Annotated in this window: 22 protein-coding genes; 13 read left to right on the plus strand and 9 right to left on the minus strand. The window is 70.3% G+C overall.

Features of this window, described 5'->3' with window-relative positions; translation table 11 throughout:
- The first annotated feature begins 103 nt into the window (after positions 1 to 103).
- Positions 104 to 1756 (plus strand): glucose-6-phosphate isomerase, encoded by a 1653-nt coding sequence (gene pgi / locus NLX94_RS17620; RefSeq protein WP_254383972.1) that lies wholly within the window; start codon positions 104 to 106, stop codon positions 1754 to 1756.
- A gap of 63 nt (positions 1757 to 1819) precedes the next feature.
- Here the strand turns inward: pgi and pgl are convergent, their stop codons facing one another.
- From pgl to tkt, 5 genes are all read right to left on the minus strand, one after another.
- On the minus strand, positions 1820 to 2602 hold the full coding sequence (gene pgl / locus NLX94_RS17625) for a 6-phosphogluconolactonase (protein ID WP_254383800.1): 783 nt from the start codon (positions 2600 to 2602) through the stop codon (positions 1820 to 1822).
- A gap of 78 nt (positions 2603 to 2680) precedes the next feature.
- Positions 2681 to 3712: a glucose-6-phosphate dehydrogenase assembly protein OpcA gene (gene opcA / locus NLX94_RS17630; protein ID WP_254383801.1), complete on the minus strand. Its 1032-nt coding sequence runs from the start codon at positions 3710 to 3712 to the stop codon at positions 2681 to 2683.
- The gene (zwf, locus tag NLX94_RS17635) at positions 3709 to 5238 is read right to left on the minus strand and encodes a glucose-6-phosphate dehydrogenase (RefSeq protein WP_254383802.1); all 1530 of its coding nucleotides are present in this window, start codon (positions 5236 to 5238) and stop codon (positions 3709 to 3711) included. Before zwf ends, opcA begins: the two co-directional genes overlap by 4 nt.
- 5 nt (positions 5239 to 5243) lie before the next feature.
- On the minus strand, positions 5244 to 6362 hold the full coding sequence (gene tal / locus NLX94_RS17640) for a transaldolase (protein ID WP_254383804.1): 1119 nt from the start codon (positions 6360 to 6362) through the stop codon (positions 5244 to 5246).
- Positions 6363 to 6397: 35 nt separating this feature from the next.
- The gene (gene tkt, locus NLX94_RS17645) at positions 6398 to 8485 is read right to left on the minus strand and encodes a transketolase (protein WP_254383805.1); all 2088 of its coding nucleotides are present in this window, start codon (positions 8483 to 8485) and stop codon (positions 6398 to 6400) included.
- 279 nt (positions 8486 to 8764) lie between these two features.
- On the opposite strand from tkt, the gene NLX94_RS17650 reads away from it, so the two are divergent.
- The 3 genes from NLX94_RS17650 to NLX94_RS17660 all read left to right on the plus strand — a co-directional run bounded on the left by NLX94_RS17650 (position 8765) and on the right by NLX94_RS17660 (position 11433).
- The gene (locus NLX94_RS17650; RefSeq protein ID WP_254383973.1) at positions 8765 to 9712 is read left to right on the plus strand and encodes a heme o synthase; all 948 of its coding nucleotides are present in this window, start codon (positions 8765 to 8767) and stop codon (positions 9710 to 9712) included.
- Between the two features lie 65 nt (positions 9713 to 9777).
- Complete coding sequence (locus NLX94_RS17655) at positions 9778 to 10128, plus strand: hypothetical protein (RefSeq protein ID WP_254383807.1); 351 nt, start codon at positions 9778 to 9780, stop codon at positions 10126 to 10128.
- A 189-nt stretch (positions 10129 to 10317) separates the two neighbouring features.
- Positions 10318 to 11433, plus strand: a complete 1116-nt coding sequence (locus NLX94_RS17660; RefSeq protein ID WP_254383808.1) for an amidohydrolase — start codon at positions 10318 to 10320, stop codon at positions 11431 to 11433.
- Between the two features lie 36 nt (positions 11434 to 11469).
- On the opposite strand, the gene NLX94_RS17665 is transcribed toward NLX94_RS17660, so the two are convergent.
- The 4 genes from NLX94_RS17665 to NLX94_RS17680 form a co-directional block, all read right to left on the minus strand.
- The gene (locus NLX94_RS17665) at positions 11470 to 12459 is read right to left on the minus strand and encodes a heme A synthase (RefSeq protein WP_254383809.1); all 990 of its coding nucleotides are present in this window, start codon (positions 12457 to 12459) and stop codon (positions 11470 to 11472) included.
- 4 nt (positions 12460 to 12463) lie between these two features.
- Positions 12464 to 13600 carry a hypothetical protein gene (locus tag NLX94_RS17670; protein ID WP_254383810.1) on the minus strand — a complete coding sequence of 379 codons (1137 nt, stop codon included), beginning with the start codon at positions 13598 to 13600 and terminating at the stop codon, positions 12464 to 12466.
- A gap of 79 nt (positions 13601 to 13679) precedes the next feature.
- The gene (locus tag NLX94_RS17675; protein WP_254383811.1) at positions 13680 to 14447 is read right to left on the minus strand and encodes an ABC transporter permease; all 768 of its coding nucleotides are present in this window, start codon (positions 14445 to 14447) and stop codon (positions 13680 to 13682) included.
- Complete coding sequence (locus NLX94_RS17680; RefSeq protein WP_254383812.1) at positions 14444 to 15370, minus strand: ABC transporter ATP-binding protein; 927 nt, start codon at positions 15368 to 15370, stop codon at positions 14444 to 14446. The genes NLX94_RS17675 and NLX94_RS17680 overlap by 4 nt, the downstream gene beginning before the upstream one ends.
- A gap of 133 nt (positions 15371 to 15503) precedes the next feature.
- Between NLX94_RS17680 and NLX94_RS17685 the strand changes: the two genes are divergently transcribed.
- From NLX94_RS17685 to NLX94_RS17725, 9 genes are all read left to right on the plus strand, one after another.
- The gene (locus NLX94_RS17685) at positions 15504 to 16295 is read left to right on the plus strand and encodes a formate/nitrite transporter family protein (RefSeq protein ID WP_254383813.1); all 792 of its coding nucleotides are present in this window, start codon (positions 15504 to 15506) and stop codon (positions 16293 to 16295) included.
- 119 nt (positions 16296 to 16414) lie between these two features.
- The gene (locus NLX94_RS17690) at positions 16415 to 17176 is read left to right on the plus strand and encodes a metalloregulator ArsR/SmtB family transcription factor (protein ID WP_254383814.1); all 762 of its coding nucleotides are present in this window, start codon (positions 16415 to 16417) and stop codon (positions 17174 to 17176) included.
- A complete protein-coding gene (gene sufB / locus NLX94_RS17695) occupies positions 17173 to 18588 on the plus strand; it encodes a Fe-S cluster assembly protein SufB (protein WP_254383815.1) in 1416 nt (471 codons plus the stop codon). The genes NLX94_RS17690 and sufB overlap by 4 nt, the downstream gene beginning before the upstream one ends.
- Before the next feature lie 59 nt (positions 18589 to 18647).
- Positions 18648 to 19826, plus strand: a complete 1179-nt coding sequence (gene sufD / locus NLX94_RS17700) for a Fe-S cluster assembly protein SufD (protein ID WP_254383817.1) — start codon at positions 18648 to 18650, stop codon at positions 19824 to 19826.
- Positions 19826 to 20143 (plus strand): bifunctional 3-phenylpropionate/cinnamic acid dioxygenase ferredoxin subunit, encoded by a 318-nt coding sequence (locus tag NLX94_RS17705; protein ID WP_214952732.1) that lies wholly within the window; start codon positions 19826 to 19828, stop codon positions 20141 to 20143. Before sufD ends, NLX94_RS17705 begins: the two co-directional genes overlap by 1 nt.
- 7 nt (positions 20144 to 20150) lie before the next feature.
- Entirely contained in the window at positions 20151 to 20927 is a 777-nt protein-coding gene (sufC, locus tag NLX94_RS17710) for a Fe-S cluster assembly ATPase SufC (protein WP_254383819.1), read from the plus strand.
- The gene (locus NLX94_RS17715) at positions 20924 to 22195 is read left to right on the plus strand and encodes a cysteine desulfurase (RefSeq protein WP_254383820.1); all 1272 of its coding nucleotides are present in this window, start codon (positions 20924 to 20926) and stop codon (positions 22193 to 22195) included. Before sufC ends, NLX94_RS17715 begins: the two co-directional genes overlap by 4 nt.
- A gap of 29 nt (positions 22196 to 22224) precedes the next feature.
- Positions 22225 to 22686 (plus strand): Fe-S cluster assembly sulfur transfer protein SufU, encoded by a 462-nt coding sequence (gene sufU / locus NLX94_RS17720; RefSeq protein ID WP_243338411.1) that lies wholly within the window; start codon positions 22225 to 22227, stop codon positions 22684 to 22686.
- Complete coding sequence (locus NLX94_RS17725) at positions 22683 to 23027, plus strand: metal-sulfur cluster assembly factor (RefSeq protein WP_030009139.1); 345 nt, start codon at positions 22683 to 22685, stop codon at positions 23025 to 23027. Before sufU ends, NLX94_RS17725 begins: the two co-directional genes overlap by 4 nt.
- Positions 23028 to 23039 lie beyond the last annotated feature (12 nt).

The raw sequence follows: 23039 nt of genomic DNA on the forward strand, positions 1-23039 counted from the left end.
TCTTGCGGGCCGGGCTGCTTTGTGTCGGTTGTTCCCCTTCTTATCCCTTAGGTTGGAGAACGGCGGGGCACGACAGGACGGAAGAAGTGGGTTGATGTCCGAGATGAATGCAGACAGCCGTACGAAGCTCAACCGGATGCCGGAATGGCTGGCACTGGGCAAGCACCGGGACGAGCTGGGGCAGACGCATCTGCGGGAGCTGTTCGAGACGAATCCGGGCCGGGGCACCGGCTACACCCTGCGGGTCGGAGACCTGCACATCGACTACTCCAAGCACCTCGTGACCGACGAGACGCTGGCACTGCTGCGCGAACTGGCCGCCGCGACCGGGGTGTCGGAGCTGCGCGATGCCATGTTCCGCGGCGAGAAGATCAACACGACCGAGGACCGGGCGGTCCTGCACACCGCGCTCCGCGCCCCGAGGGACGCGGTCGTCGAGGTGGACGGCGAGAACGTCGTACCCGGCGTCCACGCGGTGCTCGACAAGATGGCGGCCTTCGCCGACCAGGTCCGGTCGGGGAAGTGGACCGGCTTCACCGGCAAGCCCATCACCAACGTCGTCAACATCGGCATCGGCGGCTCCGACCTCGGTCCGGCGATGGCGTACGAGGCGCTGCGCGCCTTCTCCGACCGGGGCCTGACCCTGCGCTTCGTGTCCAACGTGGACGGCGCCGACCTCCACGAGGCGGTGCGGGACCTGGACCCGGAGCAGACGCTCTTCATCATCGCGTCCAAGACCTTCACGACGATCGAGACCATCACCAACGCCACCTCGGCGCGGGAATGGCTGCTCGCGGGTGTCGGCGGGGACCAGGCGGCCGTGGCACGGCACTTCGTGGCGCTCTCCACCAACGAGGAGAAGGTCGCCGGCTTCGGCATCGACACGGCCAACATGTTCGAGTTCTGGGACTGGGTCGGCGGACGCTACTCCTTCGACTCCGCGATCGGGCTGTCCCTGATGATCGCGATCGGCCCGGACGCCTTCCGGGAACTGCTCGGCGGATTCCACGCCATGGACGAGCACTTCCGCACGGCGCCCGCCGAGGAGAACGCCCCGCTGCTGCTGGGCCTGCTGGGCATCTGGTACGGGGCCTTCTTCGACGCCCAGTCGCACGCGGTGCTCCCGTACAGCCACTACCTCTCCCGGTTCACCGCCTACCTGCAGCAGCTGGACATGGAGTCCAACGGCAAGTCGGTGGACCGCGAGGGCAATCCGGTGGACTGGCAGACCGGTCCGGTGGTGTGGGGCACGCCCGGCACCAACGGCCAGCACGCCTACTACCAGTTGATCCACCAGGGCACCAAGGTGATCCCGGCGGACTTCATCGGCTTCGCCCGGCCGGTGGACGAACTGTCGCCCGCGCTGGCGGCCCAGCACGACCTGCTCATGGCGAACTTCTTCGCGCAGACGCAGGCGCTGGCCTTCGGCAAGACGGCGGACGAGGTCCGGGCGGAGGGCGTCGCCGAACCGCTGGTCCCGCACAAGACGTTCGCGGGCAACCACCCGACGACGACCATCCTGGCGACCGAGCTTACCCCGTCGGTCCTGGGCCAGCTCATCGCGCTCTACGAGCACAAGGTCTTCGTCCAGGGCGCGGTCTGGAACATCGACTCCTTCGACCAGTGGGGCGTGGAGCTCGGGAAGGTCCTGGCCAAGCGGATCGAGCCCGCGCTCACCGACGGCACCGAGGTACCGGGCCTGGACCCGTCGACCCGTGCGCTCGTGGCCGCGTACCGCTCGCTGCGGGGCCGCTGACGGTCAACGGCAACAGGGCCCGCCCTCCGGGAGGAGGGCGGGCCCTGTCGTGTTCTACGGGGATCAGGCCGAGGCCGGCGGGTACATCGCCGGCGGCAGCTTCGCGGCCGCCGCGCGGTCGAGGAGCCACAGGGTCCGGGCCCGGCCGTACGCGGCCGCCGCCGGAGCCTGGACCTCGCCCGCACCGCCCAGCGCGATCGCCACCGCCCCGGCCTTGTCCTCGCCGGCCGCCAGGAGCCAGACCTCGCGGGCCGCCCGGATCGCCGGGAGGGTGAGGGAGATCCGGGTCGGCGGCGGCTTGGGAGCGCCGTGGACGCCGACGACGGTGCGCTCGCTCTCGCGGGACGCCGGGTGCTCCGGGAACAGCGAGGCCACGTGCGTGTCCGGGCCCACGCCCAGCATCAGGACGTCGAAGCGGGGGACCGGGCCGTGGTCCTCCGGGCCCGAGGCCTTGAGGAGCTCCGCCGCGTAGGAAGCCGCCGCCGCGTCCACGTCGACCCCGTACGGGCCGTCGGAGGCGGGCATGGCGTGGACCCGCGCGGGGTCCACCGGGACGGAGTCCAGCAGGGCCTCACGGGCCTGGACGTGGTTGCGCTCGGGGTCGTCGGCGGGGACGTAGCGCTCGTCGCCCCACCACAGGTCGATCCGCGACCAGTCGATGGCGTCCCGGGCGGGGGCCGCGGCGAGTGCGGCGAGGAGGCCGTTGCCGTTGCGGCCGCCGGTGAGGACCACCGACGCGGTGCCGCGGGCCGCCTGTGCGTCCACGATCTTCGTGATCAGCCGGGCGGCCGCGGCCTGGGCCATCAGCTCCTTGTCCCGGTGGACGACGACCTGGGGAGTCGTCATACCCATGTGCTGCCGCCTTGTCGGTAGTTCGGGGTGGTGCCGCTGCGCGGAGCGGGGACGGCTCCGCGCAGCGGACCGTTACTTCGCTGCGGCCTTCTTGGCCGGCTTGGCCGGAGCGGGCTTCGCCGCCGGGGCCTCCGCCTTGGCGGGAGCGGGCTTCGCGGGTGCGGGAGCCGGCTCGGCCGGAGGGGTCAGGCGGGCGACGCCGAACTTCAGGGAGGCCTCGTACGTGTTGTCCGGGTCCAGGCGGCGGAGTTCCTCCGCCAGGAGCTCGGCCGTGTCGCGGCGCTTCAGCGCCACCGCACGGTCGGGCTGCCCCGGCATGCACAGCGTGGCCAGCGCCCCGTCCGCCCGGTCCAGGACGATCTCCCCGTCCTTGGTCTCCAGGCGCACCGCGGTGAGCCCGGGGCCCGCCGAGGAGGTGCGCTTGACGGGGACCTGGAGCCGGTCCGCGAGCCACATGGCCAGCAGCTCGCAGCTCGGGTTGTCGTCCTCGCCCTCGACCGTGGCCGAGGTCACCGAGTGGACCTGCTGGTCGAGCGCCGCCGCCAGCATGGAGCGCCACGGGGTGATCCGGGTCCAGGACAGGTCCGTGTCCCCGGGTGCGTACGCCACCGCGCGGCTGCCGAGCGCCTCGATCGGGTCCTCGGCGGAGTAGGTGTCCGTGATCCGGCGCTGGCCGAGCGACCCCAGGGGGTCGCCCGCCAGGTCCTGCGGAGCACCTTCCGGCCACCAGACGACGACGGGCGCGTCCGGGAGGAGGAGCGGGAGAACCACCGACTGGGCGTGGTCGACCAGTTCGCCGTGCAGGCGCAGGACAACCGTTTCGCCGGTGCCGGAGTCCGTCCCGACGCGGACTTCCGCGTCGAGACGGGCGTCGCGGCGGCTGCGCGGCGAGCGGCTGACCCGCTTGATGACGACGACGATCCGCGAAGGGTGTTCGCGGGACGCGTCGTTCGCCGACTTGAGCGCGTCGTACGCGTTCTCCTCGTCGGTCACGATCACCAGCGTGAGCACCATCCCGATGGCAGGCGTGCCGATGTCCCGGCGCGCCTGCACCAACGAGGCGTTGATCTTGCTGGAGTTGGTCTCCGTGAGATCGATCTTCATGGCCGGCGCCAGCTCCGTCCGTCTCGTGCGAGCATCTCGTCCGCCTCGACCGGCCCCCAGGTGCCCGACGGGTACTGCGCGGGCTTGCCGTGCGTGTCCCAGTACTTCTCGATCGGGTCGAGGATGTTCCAGGACAGCTCGACCTCCTGGTGGCGCGGGAACAGGTTCGCGTCACCCAGCAGGACGTCGAGGATCAGCCGCTCGTAGGCCTCGGGGCTCGACTCCGTGAAGGACTCGCCGTAGGCGAAGTCCATCGTCACGTCGCGCACCTCCATGGAGGTGCCCGGAACCTTGGAGCCGAAGCGCACCGTCACGCCCTCGTCCGGCTGGACCCGGATGACCAGGGCGTTCTGCCCCAGCTCCTCGGTCGCGCCCGACTCGAACGGAAGGTACGGGGCCCGCTTGAAGACGACCGCGATCTCGGTCACCCGGCGGCCCAGGCGCTTGCCGGTCCGCAGGTAGAACGGGACGCCCGCCCAGCGGCGGTTGTTGATCTCCAGGCGGATGGCCGCGTAGGTGTCGGTCTTCGACTTGGGGTCGATGCCGTCCTCTTCGAGGTACCCGACGACCTTCTCGCCGCCCTGCCACGCCGCCGAGTACTGGCCGCGCACGGTGTGCTTGCCCAGGTCCTCGGGCAGCTCCACGGCGGTCAGCACCTTGAGCTTCTCGGCCACCAGCGCCTTGGGGTGGAAGGAGCCGGGCTCCTCCATCGCCGTGAGCGCCAGCAGCTGGAGCAGGTGGTTCTGGATGACGTCGCGGGCCGCGCCGATGCCGTCGTAGTAGCCGGCCCGGCCGCCGATGCCGATGTCCTCGGCCATGGTGATCTGCACGTGGTCCACGTAGGAACGGTTCCAGATCGGCTCGAACATCGTGTTGGCGAAGCGGAGCGCCAGGATGTTCTGGACGGTCTCCTTGCCCAGGTAGTGGTCGATCCGGAAGACCTCGTTGGGCGGGAAGACGTCGTGCACGAGCTGGTTGAGCTCCTGCGCACTGGTCAGGTCGTGCCCGAACGGCTTCTCGATGACCGCGCGCCGCCAGGAGCCCTCCTTCTGGTCCGCCAGCCCGTGCTTCTTGAGCTGGGCGACGACCTTGGGGAAGAACTTCGGCGGGACGGACAGGTAGAAGGCGAAGTTGCCGCCGGTGCCCTGCGCCTTGTCCAGCTCCTCGATCGTCGACTTCAGCGTGTCGAACGCCTGGTCGTCGTCGAAGTCGCCCTGGACGAAGCGGCAGCCCTGTACCAGCTGCTGCCAGACCTCTTCACGGAAAGGGGTGCGCGCGTGCTGCTTGACCGCGTCGTGAACCTCCTGCGCGAAGTCCTCGTCCTGCCACTCGCGTCGGGCGAACCCGATCAGGGAGAAGCCCGGCGGGAGCAGGCCGCGGTTGGCGAGGTCGTAGACGGCAGGCATCAGCTTCTTGCGCGACAGGTCACCCGTAACGCCGAAAATGACCAGGCCGGACGGCCCCGCGATGCGCGGGAGCCGCCGGTCCTGTGCGTCACGAAGCGGGTTCGCTCCGTTTACAGACAAAGTGTTCAGGCCTCCGTGGGGGCGAGGCGCTGGAGCTCCGCCTCGGTCGACTTCAGCAGGTCGTTCCAGGACACCGCGAACTTCTCGACGCCCTCTTCTTCGAGCAGCTGCACCACATCGTCGTACGAAATGCCCAGCTTCGCGACCGCGGCGAGCTCGGCGCGCGACTGCTCGTACGTACCGCGGATGGTGTCGCCCTCGACCACGCCGTGGTCGGCGGTGGCCTCCAGGGTGGCCTCCGGCATGGTGTTGACGGTGCCGGGGGCGACCAGGTCCACCACGTACAGGGTGTCCTTGTACGCCGGGTCCTTGACGCCGGTCGAGGCCCAGAGCGGACGCTGCTTGTTGGCGTGCGCCTTGTCCAGGGCGGCCCAGCGCTCGGTCGAGAAGACCTCCTCGTAGGCCTCGTAGGCCAGACGGGCGTTCGCGAGCGCCGCCTTGCCCTTGAGGGCCTTGGCCTCGTCGGTGCCGAGGGCGTCGAGGCGCTTGTCGATCTCGGAGTCCACGCGGGACACGAAGAAGGAGGCGACCGAGTGGATCTTGGAGAGGTCCAGGCCCGCGGCCTTCGCCTTCTCCAGACCCGCCAGGTACGCGTCCATGACCTCGCGGTAGCGCTCCAGCGAGAAGATCAGCGTCACGTTGACGCTGATGCCCTTGCCGATGACCTCGGTGATCGCCGGCAGGCCGGCCTTGGTCGCCGGGATCTTGATGAGCGTGTTCGGACGGTCCACCAGCCAGGCGAGCTGCTTGGCCTCGGCGATGGTCGCCGCGGTGTTGTGGGCGAGGCGCGGGTCGACCTCGATCGAGACCCGGCCGTCCTGACCCTCGGTCGAGTCGTAGACCGGGCGCAGGATGTCGGCGGCGTCGCGGACGTCCGCCGTGGTGATCATGCGGATGGCCTCGTCGACGGTGACCTTGCGGGCGGCCAGGTCGGCGAGCTGCTGCCCGTACCCCTCGCCGCCGCTGATCGCCTTCTGGAAGATCGCCGGGTTGGTGGTGACACCCACCACGTGCTGCTGGTCGATGAGCTCGGCCAGGTTGCCGGACGTGATCCGCTTGCGGGACAGGTCGTCCAGCCAGATCGCCACGCCCTCGTCGGAAAGGCGCTTCAGTGCGTCTGTCATGGGAATTGCATCTCCTACTGGTCTGGGTGCGGGAGTCAGCGCGCGGCGGCGGCGAGCGACTCGCGTGCGGCGGCGGTCACGGCTTCGGCGGTGAGGCCGAACTCGCGGTACAGCACGGCACCGTCGGCCGAGGCACCGAAGTGCTCCAGCGAGACGATCCGGCCCGCGTCGCCGACGTAGCGGTGCCAGGTCAGGCCGATGCCGGCCTCGACCGCGACACGCGCCTTGACCGAAGGCGGCAGGACGCTGTCCTTGTACTCCTGGGACTGCTCCTCGAACCACTCGACGGACGGCATCGAGACGACCCGCGCCGGGACGCCCTCGGCCTGCAGCGCCTCGCGCGCGGCGACGGCGAGCTGGACCTCGGAGCCGGTGCCGATGAGGACGACCTGCGCGGGGCCGCCTTCCGCCTCGAAGAGCACGTACCCGCCCTTGGCGGCGTCCTCGTTGCGCTCGTAGGTCGGCACGCCCTGGCGGGTCAGCGCCAGACCGTGCGGGGCGCCCTTGCCGAACACCTTGGTGTGGCGCTTGAGGATCTCGCGCCAGGCGACGGCGGTCTCGTTCGCGTCGGCCGGGCGGACCACGTTGAGGCCCGGGATGGCGCGCAGCGAGGCGACGTGCTCGACCGGCTGGTGCGTCGGGCCGTCCTCGCCGAGGCCGATGGAGTCGTGCGTCCACACGTAGGTGACCGGCACGTGCATCAGGGCGGAGAGGCGCACGGCGTTGCGCATGTAGTCGGAGAACACCAGGAAGGTGCCGCCGTAGATGCGGGTGTGGCCGTGCAGGGCGATGCCGTTCATGGCCGCGGCCATGGCGTGCTCGCGGATGCCGTAGTGGATGGTGCGGCCGTACGGGTCGGCCTCCGGCAGCGGGTTGCCGATCGGCAGGAACGAGGAGTTCTTGTCGATGGTGGTGTTGTTGGAGCCGGCGAGGTCGGCCGAGCCGCCCCACAGCTCCGGGATGACCGCGCCGAGCGCTTCGAGGACCTTGCCCGAGGCGGCGCGGGTGGCGACGCCCTTGCCGGCCTCGAAGACGGGGAGCTTGTCCTCCCAGCCCGCGGGCAGCTCGCCCGCGTTGATGCGGTCGAACTCGGCGGCGCGCTCCGGGTTGGCGGTGCGCCAGGCGGAGAACTCCTTCTCCCAGGCGGCGCGGGCCTCGCGGCCCCGGTCGCCCAGCGCGCGGGTGTGCGCGATGACCGCGTCGGAGACCTCGAAGGTCTGCTCCGGGTCGAAGCCGAGCACGCGCTTGGTGGCGGCCACCTCGTCGTTGCCGAGGGCCGAGCCGTGCGAGGCCTCGGTGCCCTGGGCGTGCGGGGCCGGCCAGGCGATGATCGAGCGGGCCGCGATGAAGGAGGGGCGCTCCGTCTCGGCCTTGGCGGCCTGCAGGGCGGCGAACAGCGCCTTCGGGTCGAGGTCGCCGTTCTCCTGCTGCGCGACGCGCTGGACGTGCCAGCCGTACGCCTCGTAGCGCTTCAGGGTGTCCTCGGAGACGGCCGTCTCCGTGTCGCCCTCGATGGAGATGTGGTTGTCGTCCCACAGCAGCACGAGGTTGCCGAGCTTCTGGTGGCCGGCCAGCGCGGACGCCTCGTGGGAGATGCCCTCCTGGAGGCAGCCGTCGCCCGCGATCGCGTAGACCATGTGGTCGAACGGGGAGGCGCCCGTGGGGGCCTCGGGGTCGAACAGGCCGCGCTCGTAGCGGGCGGCCATGGCCATGCCCACCGCGTTGGCGATGCCCTGGCCCAGCGGGCCGGTGGTGGTCTCGACACCCGCGGTGTGGCCGTACTCCGGGTGGCCCGGGGTCTTCGAACCCCAGGTGCGGAAGGCCTTCAGGTCGTCCAGCTCCAGCCCGAAGCCACCGAGGTAGAGCTGGGTGTACAGGGTCAGCGAGGAGTGACCCGCGGAGAGCACGAAACGGTCGCGGCCGACCCACTCCGGGTCCGCCGGGTCGTGCCGCATCACCTTCTGGAAGAGGGTGTACGCGGCGGGGGCCAGGCTCATCGCCGTACCGGGGTGGCCGTTACCGACCTTCTGGACCGCGTCGGCGGCCAGGATCCGGGCGGTGTCGACAGCACGCTGGTCCAGTTCGGTCCAGTCGAGCTCTGTGGTCGTCGGCTTGGTGCTCACCGTGGGTCAGGGCTCCTCTCCACATGTCTGGTTCCCGGTGACGAACGGTGCACCGGCGCGATTCCGAGCCTACCCCCGCCACAGCGTGCAGCTATTCGAGTACCCGCGGTCCGCGCGTGACGTCTCAGCGCCGATCGGACCAACACGGGGCGACGGGGGGTGACCCCCGCGCGGGGCGAGCCAATGGCTACGTCTAGAGTGGCGTGGTACGCGCAAGCCTTTACGCGACCTTCATGTTTAAAAGGTTCACGTCGGAGCTTGCTGGATTCTCTGTCAGGGGTGTGCGTGACGGCCGTCGAATCCCGTCCAGCGGGGGTGCTCGGGACGAGCCCCGGTCACCGGCCGTTCGGGGCCCGGGCCATGGCTTTCGTGGCACTGACCAAGCCGCGGATCATCGAGCTTCTGCTCATCACGACCGTGCCGGTGATGTTCCTCGCCGAGCAGGGCGTGCCCTCGCTGTGGCTGGTCCTCGCCACCTGCTTCGGCGGTTACCTGTCCGCGGGCGGCGCCAACGCGCTGAACATGTACATCGACCGCGACATCGACGCGTTGATGGACCGGACCTCCGGACGCCCGCTGGTGACCGGCATGGTCAGCCCGCGCGAGTGCCTGGTCTTCGGCATCACCCTCGGGATCGGGTCCACCCTGTTCTTCGGGCTGCTGATCAACTGGCTCTCCGCGGCGCTCGCGCTCGGCGCGCTCCTCTTCTACGTCGTCGTCTACACGATGCTGTTGAAGCGGCGCACCTCGCAGAACATCGTCTGGGGCGGGATCGCCGGCTGCATGCCGGTGCTCATCGGCTGGTCGGCCGTCAAGAACGAGGTCTCCTGGGCCGCCGTCATCCTCTTCCTCGTCATCTTCTTCTGGACGCCGCCGCACTACTGGCCGCTGTCGATGAAGGTGAAGGACGACTACGCGCGGGTCGGCGTGCCGATGCTGCCGGTCGTGGCGGGCAACAAGGCCGTGGCCAAGCAGATCGTCCTCTACAGCTGGGTGATGGTGGCGGTCTCGCTGCTGCTGACCCCGCTGGGGTACACCGGCTGGTTCTACACCTCGGTCGCCCTGGTGGCCGGCGGCTGGTGGCTCTGGGAGGCGCACGGGCTGAGCGCGCGCGCCAAGGCGGGCGTGACGGGCGCGAAGCTCAAGGAGATGCGCCTGTTCCACTGGTCGATCACCTACGTGTCGCTGCTCTTCGTCGCCGTCGCGGTGGACCCGTTCCTCCGCTGATCCTCCGCGGTGATCCTTTGCCGGTGAAGCTTCCTCCGTTCATTACCGGCCGGTAGCATGCCCTCATGGCAGACACCGAGGAGACCGCCGCCACGGCGGACAAGAAGCAGGAGCGCCGCGCCGCGAAGCTGGCCAAGCAGATCGGCGCGTTCGCCGGGCAGCACGGCGGCGTCGAGGGCCACCTCGCGCACATCGGCCAGGCCGGTACCCGGATCGTCCTCGTCGGCACCGACGGCGAGTGGGGCGACCTGGTGGCCCCTACGTACGACACCGCGCGGCTCGCGGCCGAGAAGGCCGGGCTGACCCTCCACGATGAGTTCGACGGCGAGTTCGCCGCGCGGGTGCGGACGGGGCCGTACGAGTGGACCCGGATGGCGGGCATGCAGCTCGGCGGAACCGCGAACCCGGCGGCCTGATCGAGCTGCCTGGTCCGACCGGTCGACGCGGCCGCCCGGCCCGGTCGATCTTGGCCTGATCATTGGCTCGATCGTTTCCGTGTCGTGGGCGTCACCCGCTCGGTCAACAGCGCGAGCAACACCTCACACCCCGCTCACCCGTTAGGACGTGTGGAAGCCCCTTCCTCACGTCCGCAACGGGATGCCCGGATGATCGAAACGCCGCCCCTGGTGGACCAGTACTGCCAGGGAGTGCTCCGCACGGAGCTGGGCCTCGCCACCTTCGAGGCCCAGCTGATCCCCACGGCCGGCCCGCCCGCCGCCGGCACCACCCTCTTCGACACCCAGGCCGGCTTCGCCGTGCGCCGCTGGTGCCCGCCGCTGCTCGGGCTCGAACCGCACTGCACCCCCGTCCGCTACCTCGCCCGGCGGCGCGAACTGGGCGGCGCCGAGTCGGCCCGCCGGCTGCTGCGCGGCTGCGGGGTCGGGACCAGGCTCGTCGACACCGGGGTGCCCGGGGACCTCACCGGGCCCAAGGAACTGGCCCTGGCGGGCGGGGCGGAGGCCTTCGAGCTGGTGCGGCCGGAGCTGCTGGCCGAGCAGGCGGCGGACACCTCCGGGACCGTGGCCGCCTTCCTGGCCAACCTCGCCGGGGCGGTCCACCAGGCCGCCGCCGGGGCCGTGGCCTTCACCTGCGGGGCCGGAGCCGGGCCGGGGGCCGGGGCCTGGGTGGCGGCCCTCGAAGCCGCGCCCGAGCCGCCCGGCCCGGGCGAGGTGCGGGGCGCGGCCGGGCGCTGGCTGGCCGGACGGGCCGCGGGCGGGGCCGTACGGGACCCCGTACTCCTGCGGCACCTGGCGTGGAGCGCGGTGTCCCGCGGGCTCCCGCTCCAGCTGCACACGGGAGGGGAGTCGGGGGAGCCGGAGCGGCTGACCGGGTTCCTGCGGGCGACCGGGGGGCTGGGGGCGCGGCTGGTCCTCCTGGGCGGGTACCCCCACCACCGGCAGGCTGCGCTGCTGGCCGCGGCCTTCCCGCACGTCCACGCCGACCTTGGTGCGGCGCTGGGGCACACGGGGGCGCGGGCGGCCGCCGTGCTGGCGGAGTGCCTGGAGGCTGCGCCGTTCGGGAAGCTGATGTTCTCCGGCGGCGGACGGCAGCTGCCCGAACTGCACGCCGTGGGCGCGCTGGTCTTCCGCGAGGCGCTCGGCCGGGTGCTCGGCGGCTGGGTCGCCGAGGGCTCCTGGTCCTGGCGGGACGCGGAGCGGGTAGCGGCGATGGTCGCGGCGGGCAATGCCCGCCGCGTCTACCGGCTGGACGAACGGGGCTGACGGCCGGGCCTCCCGCGCGGGACCCGGCCGGCGGGGCTAGACCGCGGCGAGCCGGGCGTCGCCCTGGGCCGGGATCCCGGCCTGGTCGGCCGGACGCTCGCGCAGGCTCAGCGCCACCCGGAGCACCGAGATCCACACCAGGCAGGAGCCGAGCATGTGGGCCGCCACGAGGAGCTCGGGCACCTCGGAGAAGTACTGGACGTAGCCGATGCCGCCCTGGGCGAGCAGCACGATCAGCAGGTCGCGGGCGCGCGCCCGGGTGTCCAGGGGGGCGTCGACCACGCGCAGCACCAGCCACATCGCGACGGCGAGCGCGCACACCAGCCAGGCGGTGATCGCGTGGACGTGGGCGGTGGCCGACCAGTCGAACGGCATCCGCTTGATCTCGCTGCTGTCACCGGCGTGCGGGCCGGAGCCGGTGACCACCGTGCCCGCCGCGATCAGCACGACGGTGGCCGCGAGCAGCGCCCACGAGAGCTTGCGCACCGGAGCGGGCACGCGCGGCCGGGCCGGGCCGTCACCCTCGCGGGTGCGCTGCCAGGTGATCACCGTCACGGTGATCAGCGAGGTGGCGAGCATGAAGTGCCCGGCCACGCTGTAGGGGTTGAGCCCCGTCAGCACGGTGATGCCGCCGAGGACCGCGTTGCCCATCACGATGGCGAACTGGAGCCAGCCGAGCCGGGTCAGCGAGCGGCGCCACGGCTTGGCGCAGCGGGCGGCGGTGATCGCCCAGCCAACGGCCGCGCAGAGCACGTACGTCAGCATGCGGTTGCCGAACTCGATGGCGCCGTGGAAGCCCTGCTCCTGGGTCACGATCAGGCTGTCGCCGGTGCACTTGGGCCAGGTGTCGCAGCCGAGACCGGATCCGGTCAGCCGCACCGCGCCGCCGGTGACGACGATGACGACGCTCATGAGCACCGCTGCGAACGCGGCCCGCTGGACGGTCCGGGGTGACGGCGTCCAGCGGCTGGCGAGATAAGAGAGGGGGGTCAACACGGCCCTTATCGTACGCGGACACTTGTGCAAAGTTTCACGAGGGGGTGGCGCCGACTCCCTCCGGGCCGATGACCAGCCGGAACCGGGCCCCGGCGGGGTCGCCTTCGGCGTGCCACCACACGCGGATCCGCCAATGCGCCGACGCGCCCGGGTAGTCGGCCGAGGCCGCGAAGCCGTGTACCAATTCGGCCCCTACGTCCTCGGCTGTCCTGTTCCGCACTTCCGCCCCGCTGTGCCAGGGATGTGGCTGTACGTTCCACAGTCCGTCGGCGCCGCGCACCTCGACGCGCCACACCGCGACCCAGGGGGTCACCTCCAGCATCGTGTGGACCTGGTCGGGATCCAGCCCCAGCAGAGCGGCGATCTCCACCTCCGGGAGGCCCTGGATCCGGGCGGCCACCACGGCCTGGGGCAGCAGCCGTTCGGGCAGCAGTCCGCGCGTGCGCAGGCCGGCCAGGGAGGTGAAGGAAAGGAAGCGCAGCCGCAGTTCGAGCTGGCGGCCGATGTGGTCCAGGGCCTCTTCGGCCTCCAGTGACTCCTCGGCGCCGGGATCGGTGAGGAGCAGCCGCCGGAAGGAGCCCTCCGCGTCGACCGCCCAGGCCACGGACTCCTCGGCCAGGCCCAGCTCGGCGAGCCGGTCGCCGAGGAACACCTTCGCCTGCGCGAGGCCCCGCTGATTGACCGGATCCTCCTGGTCCAGGGCCGCCCAGACCTCCACCGCGCCGAGCGTCAGGTCCCGGGCCCGCTCGCCCGCGGCCCGCTCCATGGGGCTCGGGCCGCTCTCGGCGCCGGGGCCCAGCGGGTGCTTCGGCAGCCGGTCCCCGTCACTGAGGGGCCAGGCCAGCCAGACCCCCTGGTTGATCAGGCCCCGGGCGTACCAGCGGGCGTACTCGGCTGCGTGCCCGGCCGCCTGCTGCGCGAACCGCAGCCCCTCCTCGATGGCGGCCAGGGCCCCGGCCCGGTCCCCGCCGGCGAACCGGCGGGCCGCCAGGTCGCCCAGGCGCAGACCCAGCCGGGCCGCGCACTCGGCGTCGGCGTGGGCCGGCTCGCGCAGGGCTCCGATCAGCTCGGCCAGCAGGGCGTCGGCCTCCGCGGGCTCCGCGTGCGCCGCGCCCGACCGGATCCGTGCCCACTGTTCGTCCAGCCGCAGAACGGCCTCCCGCTGCGCCATGCCGCCCCCCGGCGTCTGTGGTGCGCTCCCCTGTGGAGGCGTCCATCCTCCTGCCAGGCCAACGCTCGGGGGAAGGGATTCACTCCCAGCGGAACCAGCGCGCCGCGGCCCCCAGACCGAGTACGGCCCAGGCCGCCAGGACCGCCGCGTCGCCCCAGGGCAGCGCGGCGCCGTGCTGGAGCACCTCGCGCAGCCCGTCGGAGAGCGCGGAGATCGGGAGCAGGCCGAGGACGGACTGGACGGCTCCGGGGAACTTGTCCAGCGGCACGATCACCCCGCCGCCGACCAGGAGCAGCAGGAAGACCAGGTTGGCGGCGGCCAGCGTGGCCTCCGCCCGCAGGGTGCCGGCCATCAGCAGGCCGAGCCCGGAGAAGGCGGCGGTGCCGAGCAGGATCAGCAGGGCCACGGAGAGCGGGTTCCCGTGCGGGGACCAGCCCAGGGCGAAGGCGATCACCGTCAGCAGCGCGATCTGGAGCACCTCGGTGACCAGCACGGACAGCGTCTTGGCGGCCATCAGCGCCCAGCGCGGCAGCGGGGAGGCCCCGAGCCGCTTGAGGACCCCGTAGCGCCGGTCGAAGCCGGTGGCGATGGCCTGGCCGGTGAAGGCGGTGGACATCACGGCCAGCGCCAGGATGCCGGGGGCGAGGAAGTCCACGGACTTCCCCGTGCCCACATCGATGATGTCGACCGCGGAGAACAGCACCAGCAGCAGCGCCGGGATGATCACCGTCAGCAGCAGCTGCTCCCCGTTGCGCAGCAGCATCCGCGTCTCCAGCGCGGTCTGCGCCAGGATCATGCGGGACACGGGCGCGGCCCCCGGATTCGGGGTGAACGTACCGGCGCTCATGCGCGCAGCTCCTTACCGGTCAGTTCCAGAAAGACGTCTTCGAGGGTGTGCCGCTCGACCGCGAGGCTGTCGGGCATCACCCCGTGCTGCGCGCACCAGGAGGCGACGGTGGCCAGCAGCTGGGGGTCGACGTCGCCGGTGACCCGGTAGACGCCGGGGAGGAGCTCGGCGGCCTGGGTGCCGTCGGGCAGGGCCTTCAGCAGCGAGGCGAGGTCGAGCGCGGGGCGGCCGGTGAAGCGCAGGGTGTTCTCGGCGCCGCCGCGGCACAGCGCGTCGGGGGTGCCGTGGGCGATGACCCGGCCCGCGTCGACGATGGCCACCTCGTCCGCGAGCTGCTCGGCCTCGTCCATGTGGTGGGTGGTGAGGACGACGGAGACCCCGTCGGCGCGCAGTTCCCGTACGAGGTCCCAGGTCGCGCGGCGGGCCTGCGGGTCGAGGCCCGCGGTCGGCTCGTCCAGGAAGACCAGCTCGGGGCGGCCGACGACGGCCATGGCGAGGGCCAGGCGCTGCTGCTGGCCGCCGGAGAGCCGGCGGTAGGAGGTGCGGCCGCAGCCGCCGAGGCCGAGCCGTTCCACCAGGGTGGGGACGTCCAGGGGGTCGGCGTAGAGCTTGGCCATGTGGCGCAGCATCTCGACGGCGCGGGCGCCGGAGTAGACGCCGCCGGACTGGAGCATCACGCCGATGCGCGGGCGCAGCGCCTCGGCCTGCGCCACGGGGTCGAGGCCGAGGACGCGGACGGATCCGGCGTCGGGGCGGCGGTAGCCCTCGCAGGTTTCCACAGTGGTCGTCTTGCCCGCGCCGTTGGGACCAAGGACTGCGGTGACCGAGGCCCTCCGGACGGTGAGGTCCAGGCCGTCCACCGCTGTTTTGGGGCCGTACCGCTTCACCAGTCCGCGGATTTCCACGGCGGGGTCGTTGCTCATGGGGAGTGAGTCTACGGAGCCGTGGGGGGTGACCGGGGTGGGGTCGTAGGTCCCGCCCCCGAAGGGTCACGGACCTGCGCTTTCGTGACTTTATCGTCCGCTCGGGGAAGCGGCCGGAACCTAACGTCGAATGGTGAACAGCATCGCTCAGAACGTCGAAGCCACCTCGGGGCAGGCCGAGCACAAGGCCCATGACCTCGGGCATCCGCCGCGCTACTTCGTCTCGGCGATGCTCGCGGGCGCTTACATCGCCATCGGTGAAGTGCTGCTCCTGGTGGCCATCTCGCCGTTCGTGGCCAAGGGCTCGCCGGCCGTGAAACTGCTGGAGGGCGCGGTCTTCCCGATCGCCCTGACCATCGTGATGTTCGCCGGCGCCCAGCTCTTCACCAGCAACGTGATGGTGATGCTGGTCGGCGCCCTGTCGGGGCGGACCGGCCCCAGGGACCTGATCCTCTCCTGGACGCTCTCGCTGGCCGGGAACCTGGTCGGTGCCTTCGCCTTCGGGGCCATGGTGCACGCCTCGGGCGTGGCCTCCTCGGCCTCGGCGCGGTCCATGCTCACCGAGATGGTGCACGGGAAGATGGCGCTGAGCGGCGGGCAGCTGTTCTGGCGCGCGGTGCTCTGCAACATGCTCGTCTGCCTGGCCATCTGGATGTTCACCCGGGCCCGCGGCGATGCCGCCAAGATTTTCGTCCTGTGGCTGCCGGTGGCTGTTTTCGTCGCCGTCGGATTCGAGCACTGCGTGGCGAACATGGCAGTTTTCAGCCTCGCGATCCTGGATGGCTCAGCCGGGTTCGGTGATCTTTTCCGGAATCTGATGTTCACGGTGCCGGGGAACATCGTGGGCGGGGGATTGCTGGTCGGAGCCGTTTACTGGTTCACCGGAGGGGCTCTTCGCGAGGCCGGAGCGTCGGCTTCCGTATAACGCTCCGTAGATAAATAAGGTAACCCTTAGTGATGGAGGCCACCAGAGGTGGCCTCCATCACGGCTTGTCGGAGCCAGGCTAATTACGCAACAATGGCGTTGTGAAATACGGCGAACGGATGAGCGAGGCCCCCCAGGGCGAACTCGCGACCGGGGAGCGGTCAACCCGCAACCGGGTCGCGCGGTCGATCCTGGACCACGGTCCTTCCACCGTCGCCGACCTCGCCCAGCGCCTCGGCCTCACCCAGGCCGCCGTTCGCCGCCACCTCGACACCCTCGTCGCCGACGACGTGGTCGAACCCCGTGAGCAGCGTGTGTACGGTGCGCGGACCCGAGGGCGGCCCGCCAAGGTCTTCGCGCTGACGGCCTGTGGCCGTGATGCCTTCGACCAGTCCTACGACTCGCTCGCCGCCGACGCCATGCGCTGGATCGCGCAGGCCGCCGGGGGCGGGGAGCAGGGCGAGGCGGCCGTGGCCGCCTTCGCGAAGGCCAGGCTGACGGCGCAGGCGGAGACCTACCGCGCAGCCGTGGAAGCGGCCGACCCCGCGGAGCGCACCGAGGCCCTTGCCCGGGCGTTGACCGGGGACGGGTACGCTGCTACGGCGAAGAGCGCTCCCGGTCCGCACAGCGGTGAACAGCTCTGCCAGCACCACTGCCCGGTCGCACATGTCGCCGAGCAGTTCCCGCAGCTCTGCGAGGCGGAGACCGAGGTCTTCTCCCGCCTGCTCGGGACGCACGTGCAGCGTCTCGCCACGATCGCCCACGGCGACGGGGTGTGCACGACGTTCATTCCACGCAGTGGAACGGGCGCCGGTGCCGCAGGCGCCTCACAACCCGACATTTCAGTATCTGCAAGTACGGCCGGGAGGAACCCCGCATGACCACGGAGACTGCTCACCCTGAGCTCGATGGCCTGGGCACCTACGAATACGGCTGGGCCGACTCCGACGCGGCCGGTGCGGCTGCCAAGCGGGGTCTGTCCGAAGAGGTCGTCCGCGACATCTCGGCGAAGAAGTCCGAGCCGGAGTGGATGCTGAACCTCCGCCTCAAGGGCCTCAAGCTGTTCGGCAAGAAGCCCATGCCCAACTGGGGTTCCGACCTCTCGGGCATCGACTTCGACAACATCAAGTACTTCGTGCGCTCCACCGAGAAGCAGGCCGCTTCGTGGGAGGAACTGCCGGAGGACATCAAGAACACGTACGACAAGCTCGGCATCCCGGAGGCGGAGAAGCAGCGCCTCGTCGCCGGTGTCGCGGCCCAGTACGAGTCCGAGGTCGTCTACCACCAGATCCGTGAGGACCTGGAGGAGCAGGGCGTCATCTTCCTCGACACGGACACCGCGCTCAAGGAGCACCCGGAGCTCTTCCAGGAGTACTTCGGCACGGTCATCCCGGTCGGCGACAACAAGTTCGCCTCGCTGAACACCGCCGTGTGGTCGGGCGGCTCGTTCATCTACGTCCCCAAGGGCGTCAAGGTCGACATCCCGCTCCAGGCCTACTTCCGCATCAACACGGAGAACATGGGCCAGTTCGAGCGGACGCTGATCATCGTCGACGAGGACGCCTACGTCCACTACGTCGAGGGCTGCACCGCCCCGATCTACTCCTCGGACTCGCTGCACAGCGCCGTGGTCGAGATCATCGTGAAGAAGGGCGGCCGCTGCCGCTACACGACCATCCAGAACTGGTCGAACAACGTCTACAACCTGGTCACCAAGCGCGCCGTGGCGTACGAGGGCGCGACCATGGAGTGGATCGACGGCAACATCGGTTCCAAGGTCACCATGAAGTACCCGGCCGTCTACCTGATGGGCGAGCACGCCAAGGGCGAGACCCTCTCCATCGCCTTCGCGGGCGAGGGCCAGCACCAGGACGCCGGCTCCAAGATGGTCCACATGGCGCCGAACACCTCCTCCAACATCGTCTCGAAGTCGGTGGCCCGTGGCGGCGGCCGCACCTCGTACCGCGGTCTGGTCGAGATCGGCGAAGGCGCCCACGGCTCCAAGTCCAACGTGCTGTGCGACGCGCTCCTGGTCGACACCATCTCCCGCTCGGACACCTACCCCTACGTGGACGTCCGCGAGGACGACGTGTCCATGGGTCACGAGGCCACCGTCTCCAAGGTCTCCGACGACCAGCTCTTCTACCTGATGAGCCGCGGTCTGACGGAGTTCGAGGCCATGGCGATGATCGTGCGCGGCTTCGTCGAGCCGATCGCCCGTGAGCTGCCGATGGAGTACGCGCTGGAGCTGAACCGGCTGATCGAGCTGCAGATGGAAGGCTCGGTCGGTTAGTCCCGGCCCGCCAGACGTCCCGCAGCAGATTCTTTAAGGAAGAGAGCAACACGACAGCCATGGCTGAGGCTCAGAACATTCCGGCGGGTTCCACCACCGCCGGCGCGATCGCGGTGGCCGCCGAGTCCACCGTCGCCACCCGGATGAGTGCACCCCCGTCCTTCGACGTGGCGGACTTCCCCGTGCCCAACGGCCGCGAGGAGGAGTGGCGCTTCACGCCGCTCGCCCGCCTCAAGGGCCTGCACGACGGCACCGCGGTCGCCGACGGCACCATGAAGGCCCAGATCGACGCGCCCGACGTGGTCACGATCGAGTCCGTGGAGCGCGGCGACGCGCGCATCGGCAAGGCCGGCACCCCGGTGGACCGGATCGCCGCCCAGGCGTTCTCGTCCTTCGCCAAGGCCACGGTCGTGACCGTGCCCAAGGAGGCCGTGCTCACCGAGCCCGTGCGCGTCTCGCTGCACGGCGAGGGCGGCACCACCTTCGGCCACACCGTCTTCGACGTGCAGGCCTTCGCCGAGGCCGTCATCGTCATCGACCACACCGGTGACGGCGTGCGCGCCGCCAACGTCGACTTCCTCGTCGGCGACGGCGCCAAGCTCACCGTCGTCTCCGTGCAGGACTGGGACGACACCGCCGTCCACTGCTCCCAGCACAACGCCCTGGTCGGCCGCGACGCGACCTTCAAGTCGATCGTGGTCACCTTCGGCGGAGACGTCGTACGCCTCCACCCGCGCGTGAACTACGCGGGCCCCGGTGGCGAGGCCGAGCTCTTCGGCCTGTACTTCACGGACGCCGGCCAGCACCAGGAGCACCGCCTCCTGGTCGACCACAAGGCCCCGCACTGCAAGTCGAACGTGGTCTACAAGGGCGCGCTCCAGGGCCAGGACGCCCACGCCGTCTGGATCGGTGACGTGCTCATCGAGAAGACCGCCGAGGGCACCGACACCTACGAGATGAACCGCAACCTCGTCCTCACGGACGGCGCGCGGGTCGACTCGGTGCCGAACCTGGAGATCGAGACCGGCGAGATCGTCGGCGCCGGCCACGCCTCCGCGACCGGTCGCTTCGACGACGAGCAGCTCTTCTACCTCCAGGCCCGCGGTATCCCGGCCGACGAGGCCCGCCGCCTGGTCGTGCGCGGCTTCTTCGGCGAGCTGGTCCAGCAGATCGGTGTCCCCGACATCGAGGAGCGGCTGCTCGCGAAGATCGAGACCGAGCTGCAGGCGTCCGTCTGATGACCTACGTCAAGGCCTGTGCGCTGAGCGAGCTGGAGGAGAACACCCCCAAGCGGGTGGAACTCGACGGCACGCCGGTGTCCATCGTCTCCGCCGAGGGGGAGGTGTTCGCGATCAACGACATCTGCTCGCACGCGAACGTCTCCCTCTCGGAGGGCGAGGTCGAAGACTGCATGATCGAGTGCTGGCTGCACGGCTCGGCCTTCGACCTGCGCACCGGCAAGCCTTCCGGTCTGCCCGCGACGCGCCCCGTCCCCGTATACCCCGTAAAGATCGAAGGGGACGACGTGCTCGTCTCCCTCACCCAGGAGTCCTGAGGTATCCATGGCAACGCTTGAAATCCACGACCTGCACGTCTCCGTCGAGACGGGCGACTCGGCGAGTGGCACCCGCGAGATCCTCAAGGGCGTCAACCTCACCATCAAGCAGGGTGAGACGCACGCCATCATGGGTCCGAACGGCTCCGGCAAGTCCACCCTCGCGTACGCGCTCGCCGGTCACCCGAAGTACACCATCACCAGTGGCACCGTGACCCTCGACGGCGAAGACGTCCTGGAGATGTCCGTCGACGAGCGCGCCCGCGCCGGCGTCTTCCTCGCCATGCAGTACCCGGTCGAGATCCCCGGCGTCTCGGTCTCCAACTTCCTGCGCACCTCGGCCACCGCGATCCGCGGCGAGGCGCCGAAGCTGCGCACCTGGGTGAAGGAGGTCAAGTCCGCGATGGAGCAGCTCCAGATGGACCCGGCCTTCGCCGAGCGCAACGTCAACGAGGGCTTCTCCGGCGGTGAGAAGAAGCGCCACGAGATCCTCCAGCTGGAGCTCCTGAAGCCGAAGATCGCGATCCTCGACGAGACCGACTCCGGCCTCGACGTCGACGCCCTGCGCCAGGTCTCCGAGGGCGTCAACCGCGTCCGCGACACGGGCGAGGTCGGCACCCTGCTGATCACGCACTACACGCGGATCCTCCGCTACATCAAGCCGGACTTCGTCCACGTCTTCTCCGAGGGCCGCATCGTCGAGTCCGGCGGCGCCGAGCTCGCCGACAAGCTGGAGGCCGAAGGCTACGAGTCCTACAGCACGAAGGGTGGCGCGACCGCGTGACACAGCTGCCTGGCCTCCTCACTGGGTCCCAACTGCTTGGCGAGGCGATCCGCAAGGACTTCCCCCTTCTGGATCGTGTGGTCCACGACGGGAAGAAGATCGTTTACCTGGACAACGCGGCGACTTCGCAGAAGCCCCGCCAGGTGCTCGACGCGCTGAACGAGTACTACGAACAGCACAACGCCAACGTCCACCGTGGCGTGCACGTGCTGGCGGAGGAGGCCACGGCGCTGTACGAGGGCGCCCGCGACAAGGTCGCCGCCTTCATCAACGCGCCGAGCCGCAACGAGGTGATCTTCACCAAGAACGCCTCGGAGTCGCTCAACCTGGTCGCGAACATGCTCGGCTGGGCGGACGAGCCCTACCGGGTCGACCGCGACACCGAGATCGCCATCACGGAGATGGAGCACCACTCCAACATCGTGCCGTGGCAGCTGCTCTCGCAGCGCACCGGTGCGAAGCTGAAGTGGTTCGGTCTCACCGACGACGGCCGGCTCGACCTGTCCAACATCGAAGAGGTCATCACGGAGAAGACGAAGATCGTCTCCTTCACGCTGGTCTCCAACATCATGGGCACGGTCAACCCGACCGAGGCGATCGTCCGGCGCGCGCAGGAGGTCGGCGCGCTGGTGCTGATCGACGCCTCGCAGGCCGCTCCGCACATGCCGCTCGACGTGCAGGCGCTCGGCGCCGACTTCGTGGCCTTCACCGGCCACAAGATGTGCGGCCCGACCGGCATCGGCGTCCTCTGGGGCCGCCAGGAGCTGCTCGAGGACCTGCCGCCCTTCCTGGGCGGCGGCGAGATGATCGAAACCGTCTCGATGCACTCCTCCACCTACGCCCCGGCGCCCCACAAGTTCGAGGCCGGTACGCCCCCGATCGCCCAGGCCGTCGGCCTCGGCGCGGCCGTGGACTACCTGACCGCGATCGGCATGGACAAGATCGCCGCGCACGAGCACGCGATCACCGAGTACGCGATCAAGCGGCTCTCGGAGGTCCCGGACCTGCGCATCATCGGCCCCACCACGGCCGAGGACCGCGGCGCAGCGATCTCCTTCGTGCTCGGCGACATCCACCCGCACGACGTCGGCCAGGTACTGGACGAGCAGGGCATCGCGGTCCGCGTGGGACACCACTGCGCCCGCCCGGTCTGCCTCCGGTACGGAATTCCGGCGACGACGCGAGCGTCTTTCTATCTGTACTCCTCTCCGGCGGACGTCGACGCACTGATCGACGGGCTGGAGCACGTACGGAACTTCTTCGGATAAGACGAAGCGACGAGGGCGACGAGGGCGCAGTGAAGCTGGAATCGATGTACCAGGAACTGATCCTGGACCACTACAAGCACCCGCGCGGGCGAGGCCTGCGCGACGGCGACGCCGAGGTGCACCACGTCAACCCGACGTGCGGTGACGAGATCACCCTGCGCGTGAAGTACGACGGCGAGACCCTTACGGACATCTCGTACGAGGGCCAGGGCTGCTCCATCAGCCAGGCCGGCGCGTCGATACTGAACGAGCTGCTCGTCGGCAAGGAGCTGGGCGAGGCGCGGAAGATCCAGGAAGTCTTCCTGGAGCTGATGCAGTCCAAGGGCAAGATCGAACCCGACGAGGCCATGGAGGAGGTGCTGGAGGACGCGGTCGCGTTCGCCGGCGTCTCCAAGTACCCGGCCCGGGTGAAGTGTGCTCTGCTGAGCTGGATGGCGTGGAAGGACGCGACCGCCCAGGCACTGGGCGACGCCGAGAGGAAGACGGCATGACCGAGAACGCGACGCCCGAGGCGTCCATCAAGCCGGCCACCGAGGAAGAGGTCCGCGAGGCCCTCTATGACGTGGTCGACCCCGAGCTGGGCATCGACGTCGTCAACCTGGGCCTGATCTACGGCATCCACATCGACGACGCCAACATCGCGACCCTCGACATGACGCTCACCTCCGCGGCCTGCCCGCTGACGGACGTCATCGAGGACCAGGCGAAGTCCGCCACCGACGGCATCGTCAGCGAACTGCGCATCAACTGGGTCTGGATGCCGCCGTGGGGCCCGGACAAGATCACGGACGACGGCCGCGAGCAGCTCCGCGCGCTCGGGTTCAACGTCTGATCGAGGCCCGGT

This window comes from Streptomyces sp. TBY4, from assembly GCF_024213195.1.
Taxonomy (GTDB): domain Bacteria; phylum Actinomycetota; class Actinomycetes; order Streptomycetales; family Streptomycetaceae; genus Streptomyces.